Annotated in this window: 7 protein-coding genes; 4 read left to right on the forward strand and 3 right to left on the reverse strand. The window is 72.1% G+C overall.

Annotation, left to right across the window (positions count from 1 at the left end; all coding sequences use genetic code 11):
- Positions 1-33 precede the first annotated feature (33 nt).
- Positions 34-981, forward strand: coding sequence for an SMP-30/gluconolactonase/LRE family protein (locus ACQZ2A_RS18760; protein WP_430214081.1), 948 nt, complete (start codon positions 34-36; stop codon positions 979-981).
- Here ACQZ2A_RS18760 and ACQZ2A_RS18765 read toward each other — a convergent pair.
- The 3 genes from ACQZ2A_RS18765 to ACQZ2A_RS18775 form a co-directional block, all read right to left on the reverse strand.
- Complete coding sequence (locus tag ACQZ2A_RS18765; protein ID WP_430214083.1) at positions 966-1,433, reverse strand: dihydrofolate reductase; 468 nt, start codon at positions 1,431-1,433, stop codon at positions 966-968. The genes ACQZ2A_RS18760 and ACQZ2A_RS18765 overlap by 16 nt on opposite strands.
- Positions 1,430-2,239 carry a thymidylate synthase gene (locus ACQZ2A_RS18770; RefSeq protein WP_430214085.1) on the reverse strand — a complete coding sequence of 270 codons (810 nt, stop codon included), beginning with the start codon at positions 2,237-2,239 and terminating at the stop codon, positions 1,430-1,432. The genes ACQZ2A_RS18765 and ACQZ2A_RS18770 overlap by 4 nt, the downstream gene beginning before the upstream one ends.
- 98 nt (positions 2,240-2,337) lie before the next feature.
- A complete protein-coding gene (locus ACQZ2A_RS18775; RefSeq protein ID WP_430214087.1) occupies positions 2,338-3,225 on the reverse strand; it encodes a peptidoglycan DD-metalloendopeptidase family protein in 888 nt (295 codons plus the stop codon).
- Positions 3,226-3,469: 244 nt separating this feature from the next.
- Between ACQZ2A_RS18775 and dapA the strand changes: the two genes are divergently transcribed.
- From dapA to ACQZ2A_RS18790, 3 genes are all read left to right on the forward strand, one after another.
- Positions 3,470-4,366, forward strand: a complete 897-nt coding sequence (dapA, locus tag ACQZ2A_RS18780) for a 4-hydroxy-tetrahydrodipicolinate synthase (RefSeq protein ID WP_430214089.1) — start codon at positions 3,470-3,472, stop codon at positions 4,364-4,366.
- Entirely contained in the window at positions 4,363-6,048 is a 1,686-nt protein-coding gene (locus ACQZ2A_RS18785; RefSeq protein WP_430214091.1) for a ribonuclease J, read from the forward strand. Before dapA ends, ACQZ2A_RS18785 begins: the two co-directional genes overlap by 4 nt.
- Before the next feature lie 306 nt (positions 6,049-6,354).
- On the forward strand, positions 6,355-7,149 hold the full coding sequence (locus ACQZ2A_RS18790) for a hypothetical protein (RefSeq protein WP_430214093.1): 795 nt from the start codon (positions 6,355-6,357) through the stop codon (positions 7,147-7,149).
- Positions 7,150-7,480: the final 331 nt, after the last annotated feature.

Here is a 7,480-nt window from a genome sequence, read left to right on the forward strand (position 1 = left end):
GACAGCCTCCCGCGGCGGCCCTACGCTGCCTCCATGGTGCTGCCGCTCACCGTCGTGCCGGTCCCCGGGCCGGGTGCCGAGGACGTGCTGGTCGGCGCCGACGGCCGGGTGTGGACCGGCACCGCCGACGGTGCCCTGCACGTCCACGACCCCGCGGACGGCTCGGTGACCACGGTCGCGGCCACCGGCGGCCGCCCGCTCGGCCTCGAGTGGCTGCCCGACGGCCGGATGCTCGTCTGCGACGCCCACCGCGGGCTGCTGGTCCTCGACCCGACGACGGGGGTCCTGGAGACCCTCGTCACCGAGGTCGACGGCGTCCGGCTGCTCTTCGTCAACAACGCGGCGGTCCAGGCCGACGGCACCATCTGGTTCACCGACTCCAGCCGGCGCTGGACGGTGGAGGACTGGAAGAACGACCTCGTCGAGCACACGTGCACCGGCCGGCTGCTGCGTCGCGACGTCGACGGGGAGGTCACGACCGTCCTCGACGGCCTGGCCTTCGCCAACGGGGTGGCGCTCCTGCCCGGCGAGCACGGCGTGCTCGTCGCCGAGACCGGCACCTGCCGCATCCGGCGGGTCTCGTTGCGTGGCAACGAGGCCGGGCCGACGACCACGTGGGTGGAGGACCTGCCCGGGCACCCCGACAACATCGCCCTCGGGTCGGACGGCCTCGTCTGGGTCACCGTCGCCTCGCCGAACGACCCGGTGCTCGCGCTGCTGCGCCGCAGCCCGCGGCAGGTGCGCGCCGTGGTCCGGCGCCTCCCGGACCGGGTCAAGCCGGAGCCGAGGCGAACGGCGCGGGTCCTGGCCCTCGACGACGAGGGTGCGGTGGTGCACGACCTCGACTTCGACGCCTCCGGCTGGCGGGTCGCCACCGGGGTGCGCGAGCACGACGGGCGCGTCTGGCTCGGCAGCCTGCTCGAGCCGGCCATCGCCGTCGGCCGGGTGCCGGGCAGCGGTGTCGGTCAGCGCCGGTCGTAGCGGACGAACGCGAAGCCGTCGTGCCCCTCGCGCGAGGTCTCGCGCCAGGTGCCCGGGTCGATGGGCGGGAAGTGCACGTCACCGTCGGGCTCGTCGAAGACCTCGGTGACGAGCAGCCGGTGCGCGTACGGCATCGCCTCGGCGTAGACCTGCCCGCCTCCGGCGACGAAGACCTCGTCGGCCGGCCCGGCGAGCGAGATCGCCTCGACCAGCGAGTGCGCCGTCTCGACCTCGGCGTGCGACCAGTCCGGCTGCCGGGTGATGACGATGGTGCGTCGGCCCGGCAGCACCCGCCCGATGGCCTCGAAGGTCAGCCGGCCCATGACGAGCGGGTGGCCCATCGTCGTGCGCTTGAAGAACGCGAAGTCCTCCGGGATGTGCCAGGGCATCGCCTGGTCCGAGCCGATGACCCCGTTGCGGGCGACGGCCGCGATGAGCGAGACCCGGGTCATACCGCGATCGGCGCCTTGATCGAGGGGTGCGCCTCGTACCCGACCAGCTCGAAGTCCTCGAGCTCGTAGGCGTCGATCGAGTCGCGCGGGGCGATGTGCATCGTCGGCAGCGGGAGCGGCTCGCGGGTGAGCTGGAGACGCGCCTGCTCGAGGTGGTTGGAGTAGAGGTGCGCGTCGCCGAGGGTGTGGACGAACTCGCCGGCCCGCAGCCCGGTCTGGTCGGCGACGAGCATCGTCAGCAGCGCGTAGCTCGCGATGTTGAACGGCACCCCGAGGAAGACGTCGGCGCTGCGCTGGTAGAGCTGGCAGTCGAGGAACGCCGGCCCGCCGTCGGCTGCGGGGCGCACGTAGAACTGGAACATCGTGTGGCACGGCGGCAGCGCCATGTCGTCGACGTCGGCGACGTTCCACGCCGAGACGATGTGCCGCCGCGAGTCGGGGTTGGTGCGCACGGACTCGATCACCCGGGCGAGCTGGTCGACGGTGCGGCCGTCCGGTGTCGGCCACGAGCGCCACTGGTGCCCGTAGACCGGCCCGAGGTCGCCGTGCTCGTCGGCCCACTCGTCCCAGATCGAGATGCCCCGCTCCTGGAGCCAGCGCACGTTGGTGTCGCCGCGCAGGAACCACAGCAGCTCGCCGATGATCGAGCGCAGGTGCAGCTTCTTGGTGGTCAGCACCGGGAAGCCCTCGGCGAGGTCGAAGCGCATCTGGTACCCGAACACGCTCACCGTGCCCGTGCCGGTGCGGTCCGACTTCTGCACCCCGGTCGTCATCACGTGGTCGAGCAGGTCGAGGTACTGGCGCACGACCCCAGCGTAGGGGGCGCGGGACCGGACGGCGCGGAGCCGGGGCCGGGCGGCCCGGGGCGGCTCGTGACCACCCCCAGGACGCCCGGCCGCTCGGCTCAGCCCGCCGGCAGGGCGGCGAACGCGGTGCGCAGGATCGGCTGGTTGTTCACGAAGCCGTAGCCGGCGCAGGCCGCGCCGCTGCACGAGACGCGGGAGTCGACGCCGACCCGCATGTCGATGTGCAGGTGCGGGTCGGTGCCCAGGGCGTGCGCCGACGTGCCGACGGTGCCGATGCGCTGGCCCTTGACGACCTGCTGCCCCGGCGTGACGACGGGGGCCGGGCGGTGGTGCATGTGCGCGAAGTACCAGAGCCGGCCGAAGCGGTCCTTCACGGTGACCGTCGAGCCCACCCCCGTCGAGCGGACGTTGACCGTTTTCACGGTGCCGGCCACGGGGGAGACGACGGCGGTTCCGGTGGCCGCGAAGATGTCGGCCGCGTTGTAGTCGTGGTGGCAGTTGGCGTTGTTCGTCGAGCACCAGTGCGGGCTGCGGCTCGTGATCTGCGCCCGGGTGACGGCCAGCGGGAAGCGCAGTGAGGCGTCGCCCACGATCTGCGAGGCGTTCTCGTTCTTCAGGGCCGCCGACAGGTCGACCGAGGCTCCGGAGGCGACGACCTGGTACACCCCGCCGAAGTCGCTGTTGTAGAACACCGACACCGGCCCGGAGGTGCGGTTCCACACCGAGGCCGTGTTGTTCTTGACGCACTGGCCCTTGCCGTTCCCCGCGCCGAGGAAGGCCACGCACCCGGCGCCGGTTCCGTAGTCGCGCTGCGACGTCGTCAGGTCGACGAGCGACCCCGCGCGACCGCTGTTGTAGTAGAGGCAGAACTCGCCGCTCTCACAGGTCCCGTTGCGGGCGGCGGCGGCCGCTCCGGGCGCGGTGGTGACCAGCGTGGCGCCCAGCGCCAGGACGGTGGCCAGTGCGGCCAGCAGTCGTCTCGTCATCGTGCTTCCCCCTGGGGGTCTCGGCCCCGGGACCCGGACGGCCCCGCGACCTCGTCGGTGCGTCGGGCAGGGCGCGGCGCCGCCCCCTGCACGGTTCCCCCGGGCGCCGGCCCTCCCACGGTCCGCGGCGGAGGTCCCCGCCGCGTCCCGGACGTCGTGACGTCCGCCGGCGACGCTAGACGGGGCCCCCGGGGCCGGCAAGGGGGAGCGCTCCCCTTCCGGCCCGGCTCGCTACCCTGTCGCCATGACCTCCTCCCCGTTCGGCCGTGTCCTCACGGCGATGGTGACCCCGATGTCCCCCGGCGGAGCGGTCGACGAGGCGGGGGTGGACGCCCTCGTCGAGCACCTGCTCGCGACCGGTCACGACGGGGTCGTGGTCAACGGCACGACGGGCGAGGCCTCCACGCTCACCGACGACGAGAGCGTGGCCGTGGTCCGCCGCGTCGTGGAGGCCGCGGCCGGGCGCCTGCGCGTGGTCGCGGGCTGCGGGTCCAACGACACCGCGCACGCCGCCCTCATGGCCCGGCGGATGGCGGAGGCCGGCGCCGACGGGCTGCTCCTCGTCTCCCCGTACTACAACAAGCCCACCCAGGCCGGCCTGGTGGCGCACTGCCGCGCGGTCGCCGACGCCACCGACCTCCCGGTCATGCTCTACGACATCCCCGGCCGTACGGCGGTCGCCTTCGCCCACGACACCCTCGTGGAGCTGGCCGCGCACCCGAACATCGTCGCGGTCAAGGACGCCAAGGGCGACCTCGCGGCCTCGACCCGCGTGCTGGCGGCCACCGACCTGCTCTGGTTCAGCGGCGAGGACGCCCTCACGCTGCCGCTGCTGGCCATCGGCGCGGTGGGCACGGTCTCTGTCGTGGGCCACGTGACCGGCAGCCACTACCGGGCGATGGTCGAGGCCGTCGACCGCGGCGACCTCGCCGAGGCCACGCGCATCCACCGCGGCCTGGTCCCCGTCGTCGACGCGATCATGTCGCCGTCGCAGGGCGCCATCATGGCCAAGGCGGCCCTCGTGGAGCTCGGCGTGATCGAGCACGCCACCGTCAGACTTCCCCTCGTCGAGTCGCCACCGGAGCACCTCGAGGCGCTCCGCTCCGCGCTCGCCACCCTCCCCACCCTGAAGGACGCATGAGCCATCCCCATCCCGACCTCGACGCCCCCGGCCCGCTCGCGGAGGGAGGTGTCCGGGTCACCCCCCTCGGTGGTCTCGGCGAGGTCGGCCGGAACATGACCGTCATCGAGCACGCCGGCCAGCTGCTGGTCATCGACTGCGGTGTCCTGTTCCCCGACGACCACCACCCGGGCATCGACCTGATCCTCCCGGACTTCTCCTCCATCGAGGACCGCCTCGACGACGTCCAGGCGATCGTCCTCACCCACGGCCACGAGGACCACATCGGCGCGGTGCCCTACCTGCTGCGCCTCAAGCCGGACCTCCCCGTCGTCGGCTCGCAGCTGACCCTGGCGCTCATCGAGGCCAAGCTCAAGGAGCACCGCATCACGCCGTACACGCTCGGGGTGCGCGAGGGCGGCCGCGAGAAGCTCGGCGTCTTCGACTGCGAGTTCGTCGCCGTCAACCACTCCATCCCCGACGCGCTCGCCGTGTTCGTGCGCACGCCCGGCGGCACGCTGCTGCACACCGGCGACTTCAAGATGGACCAGCTGCCGCTCGACGGCCGGCTCACCGACCTGCGGGCCTTCGCCCGGCTGGGGGAGGAGGGGGTCGACCTCTTCCTCACCGACAGCACGAACGCCGAGGTGCCGGGCTTCACGACGCCCGAGCGCGAGATCGCCCCGGCCATCGACAAGGTGTTCCGGCACGCGCAGCGGCGGATCATCGTCGCCTGCTTCTCCTCGCACGTGCACCGCGTGCAGCAGGTCCTCGACGCCGCCGACAAGGCCGGGCGCAAGGTCGCGATGATCGGCCGCTCGATGGTGCGCAACATGGGGATCGCCGCCGACCTCGGCTACCTCAAGGTGCCCGACGGCGTCCTCGTCGACCTCAAGCAGCTGAACGACCTGCCCGACGACAAGGTGGTCCTGGTCTGCACCGGGTCCCAGGGCGAGCCGATGGCCGCCCTGTCGCGGATGGCCAACCGGGACCACCGCATCGAGGTGGGGGAGGGCGACACCGTGCTGCTCGCCTCCTCGCTCATCCCCGGCAACGAGAACGCGGTCTACCGGGTCATCAACGGGCTGATGCGCCTCGGCGCCAACGTCGTCCACAAGGGCAACGCCCGGGTGCACGTCTCCGGCCACGCCAGCGCCGGCGAGCTCCTCTACTGCTACAACATCGTCAAGCCGCGCAACGTCATGCCCGTGCACGGAGAGTGGCGCCACCTCGTCGCCAACGCCGAGCTCGCGATCCAGACCGGTGTGCCGCGGCGCAACGTCGCGGTCGTCGAGGACGGCGTCGTCGTCGACCTGCTCGACGGCCGGGTGCGGGTGGCCGGGGCGGTGCAGGCCGGCTACGTGTACGTCGACGGCTCCACGGTGGGCGAGGTCGAGGAGACCCTCCTCAAGGACCGCCGCATCCTGCGCGACGAGGGGTTCATCTCGGTCGTCGTCGTCGTGGACTCGACGTCCGGCAAGATCGTCGCCGGGCCGGAGATCACGGCGCGCGGCTTCGCCCCGGACGAGGTGGTCTTCGACGAGATCCGGCCGCGCATCGAGCAGGCGGTCGCGGACGCCGCCGCCCAGGGCGTGACCGACACCTACCAGCTCCAGCAGGTGGTCCGCCGGACCATGGGCACCTGGGTCGGGCGCAAGATCAAGCGCCGGCCGATGATCATCCCCACCGTCGTCGAGGCCTGAGCCCCGCGCGACACGCCGAGAGGGCCCCCGGACACCGTCCGGGGGCCCTCTCGTGTCGTTGACCCTTCAACGGTTTCCGCGGGTTCGCCGCGTGCTCGGACGGCTGCTCGAACGGTACGGATCGACGAACAACCTACGGAATCCGTAGTTCGGTACACACCACACCGTCTCATCCGTTCGGTTGATTCCGATGTCACCCACGCGAAAACACCAACGCGGCAGGTAAAGGAAACGTAAAGTACTGGTAGGTAAGAACCCAAGGGACGGTCACGGAACCGTTCCAGTAGACCTCCCGAGGGAGCCCCGATGAGCCAGCAGACCGTGGACGCGCCGCCCGCGCGCCCCAGCCGGCGGTCCGTCGCCGCCGGAATGGCCTGGGCCGTCCCCGTCATCGCGGTCGGTGCCGCGGCCCCCCGTGCGGCCGCCTCCCCGTGCAACCCGCAGGCGTACACCCTCGACTGGGGTGGCTCGAACACCTCGTACACCCGCAACAACGCCGGCACCTCCGGTGTGGCGACGATCGACCCCGACGGCGCGGGCCCGGTCGCCTCCGTCTCGATGTCGATCGCCTCGCAGTTCATCGGCACGATGAAGGCCGGCAACGAGTTCGGGAACACCAACAACAACATCCGGGTGTCCTCGAGCAGCGTGGGCGGGACCGGGCAGGTCGGGCTGTCGTTCCACCAGGCGCTGACCAACGCCTACAACGTCGTGCCCGGCCGGAGCGCCCGGCAGGAGGTCACCTTCAGCTTCGACGCCCCGGTCACGGGACTGACCTTCATGGTCACCGACATCGACAGCAACGCGGGCGACTTCAACGACCGCATCGAGTTCAGCGGCGCGTTCACCTCCCAGATCGCCAACACGAACACGCTCACGGGGGCGGGGACCCAGCCCAACCCCTTCGCCCCGACGAACGCGAACGCCCCGGTCAACGACACCTCGAGCACCGCGGGCAACGTCCGCATCACCTACCCCGGCACCATCACGAGCTTCACGATGACGTACTGGAACGCCGTCAGCTCCTACTCGGGCGTCGACCGCAGCCAGGGCGTGTTCCTCTCCGACTTCGCCTTCAGCGTCATCCGCAACAACTGCTGAGCGTCCGCTGAGGCCGCCGGCGATCTCGTCGCAGGTCAGCGGCACCAAAAACCACAAATCAACAGCGCGAAGCCCTAGCGTGACGGGTAAAGAGTTCGTAAAGTGAACGTCAGCAAACGGTCTGGTCCGGTTCGCCGGTCCTGGCCTCCACGACACGCCCGGTGGCCCCTCCCGCCCCCGTTCTCGCGGTCGTCCCGGCTCACGTCGGGGCGGTCGGTCGGGCCGGCCACCACCCGGCGTCGTCCCCCCAGCGGGGGGCGACCGTGGGGGGGGGGGGGGGGGGGGGGGGGGGGGGGGGGGGGGGGGGGGGGGGGGGGGGGGGGGGGGGGGG

The organism is Phycicoccus avicenniae (genome assembly GCF_050496545.1).
GTDB classification, from domain to species: Bacteria; Actinomycetota; Actinomycetes; order Actinomycetales; family Dermatophilaceae; genus Phycicoccus; species Phycicoccus avicenniae_A.